Origin of the sequence: Variovorax glacialis, from assembly GCF_051216375.1 — a bacterium.
Taxonomy (GTDB): Bacteria; Pseudomonadota; Gammaproteobacteria; order Burkholderiales; family Burkholderiaceae_C; genus Variovorax.
This window is the reverse complement of record NZ_JBPJZT010000045.1, coordinates 3,361-5,474: the sequence shown is the minus strand read 5'-3', so window position 1 is coordinate 5,474 and position 2,114 is coordinate 3,361. Positions and strand designations below refer to the sequence as shown.

Genomic DNA, 2,114 nt, shown 5'->3' with positions numbered 1-2,114 from the left:
TTTACTTTCGATAATAAGAGATTATCGGAAATGATGTACGATGTACGTAAGACATCATACATGGCACATATGATAAATGACGGAAACACGTTGCTCGTCGGACGGCTTGCGTCGTCGATAACCGATCCAATGCCCTGGAGGTCGCTTGAAGAAACCTGCCGAGAAATCTGCCGAGAAAGTGCCGCCGTCGAAGGCGTCATCAAAGGCGTCCAAGGCGTCCGAAGCATCCAAGTCCGAGCACCACGCGCTGCTCGATCCCAGTGAACTCTCGGGCATGGCCGAGGAAGCCGCGAGCGACCTCATGGCCGAGGGCGAATCGGGGTAATCGTCCTTTCGATGGGAGTTTGATACGGTCGGGGCAAGAAACCCAATGCACGACAACGACTTACCCGTACTCATCTCTGCGCGAAAACGGGCCGGTGTAAGTCGTTGATGTTTAAAGGAAAACTTCTCGCGACCGTATCACTCCGCATGATTAGGACGACTACCCCGCTCCGAGCGAAGCTGGTCCATGGAACGAATTCCATGACTTGAGCAAACAAGGTCTTGCCGATGTGCACGCGTACTCCCCGAGGGTGTCAGACCCAGAAAAGTACGCCATTCCTCGCGATCGAAGTTCAAATCGGCACCAAACAAAATAGGCCTGCAGCCCGCGCCAGTGCTGGATTTCAGCCTCGGCGCTGATCATTTAACCGGACAGTAGTGAGGCGCGGTATTGGTAGCCATGCTTAGGTGCTGGGAAGGTCTTTGATGATGAGCCGAAACGTCGTGGGGTCAGGCATTGCTTGGCGCACTCGAACACCGCGATATTCCCCATGCGACCCCAACACATCTCTCACGCCTGCGAGGGTCTTGGGTGTTGCGCGTGCGCCCAAGATCACCGACTTCACGGTGTCGCGAGGAAAACTGAAAAGGTCGATCGGATAGGGGCTAATGTCGATCCGTCTATCTGCTTCAGCAAGAGGTCGCAGTACCCGCCACTCGTTCTCATATGCCCAGTCAGCACTCTTCACCAAGAATACGATGATGCCATTCACGTCCTTGAAATCGAAGTTTGGCCTATCTCTTCTATAGGCGACCCGTCGGAGACGATAAAACTCGTCTTCGGGATACCGCTGACTGTGGAAGTAGTCGTGATGCGCGTCGAACTCAATTGCGAAGCCTTCATGGCTTTGCGCGTAGTGGGGCCACATCAATATGTTGGTCGGTTCCTCCGTGAGGCATAGCGCACCGACAAACGAATCCATGGAGGACAGAAACCTTCGCTTCATTCCGACCCAAATGACCGAAAGTGCCGCAGCCACCTCGCCTCCCGCTCCATTGAGCGCAGCGTCGAAGAGCTGCACGAAGGTCTCATAGGGGATCGTACTTTTCGTCGCGTCATCAAGTTGATCGTAATTAGACCGGAGTGCGCTCGCTAATGATTCGGGATTCAGAGAGCTGATGACTTCGTCCGGCGGCGTCAACTGAGAGATGTCAGGACGACCTTCGAACGGATCGTTGAAAGCGCACAACGGGGTGTAGCGGAGCATCGCGTCGTCCAATGCGTTCACCCTATCCGGAGCGAAATACTTGTACAGCCGGTGGGGCACATCTTCTCGGCCAATCGCCATCGCAAAATTCCAGACGTTCAAAGGTCAGGTGGCGGCCACGAGCATGCCGAGGAATTCAGCCGCATGGAACCCCCGTGACGGAATTTTGACTGGCGTCACGAGGATGAGCAGTAACTTAGTGCATGGCGGCGTACGCTCGCTGCGCCCCACCTGCTCACGAGCGCGGTCAAGACGGTCATCTGCTTGTCCTGGTCGAAGGGTCTCACCTTGGCTACATGAGCGCGTTGATCGCGCAAGCAAAGCCCACAAGTGGGTTCTCGCGACAGTACTTGTCAGCGAACGCAGCACGGTGCCCTCGCTCAAGAGCTCTTGGACCTGACCGACCCAACCAACATCGAGGCACGGTTTTATGCCGCGGTCTTGGCGACTGAATTGGCCGAGAGGGTGCGCAAGCTGGAAACCAGAACAAGGCGCTTCGCGCCACGTACCCAGAGGTGCAGATGGCCCTGGCTGGTTCGGAGCCGGTCGCGCTCCTGGGTGGCGGCAAGGTATGAGACTTCC

General features: G+C 56.1%; 2 protein-coding genes. One reads left to right on the top strand and one right to left on the bottom strand.

Going from position 1 to position 2,114, the window contains the following annotated elements; translation table 11 throughout:
- Positions 1-145: 145 nt before the first annotated feature.
- Positions 146-325, top strand: coding sequence for a hypothetical protein (locus ACSFBL_RS35335; protein ID WP_435520458.1), 180 nt, complete (start codon positions 146-148; stop codon positions 323-325).
- A 403-nt stretch (positions 326-728) separates the two neighbouring features.
- On the opposite strand, the gene ACSFBL_RS35330 is transcribed toward ACSFBL_RS35335, so the two are convergent.
- The gene (locus tag ACSFBL_RS35330; RefSeq protein WP_435520457.1) at positions 729-1,613 is read right to left on the bottom strand and encodes a DUF2971 domain-containing protein; all 885 of its coding nucleotides are present in this window, start codon (positions 1,611-1,613) and stop codon (positions 729-731) included.
- Between the last annotated feature and the right edge of the window lie 501 nt (positions 1,614-2,114).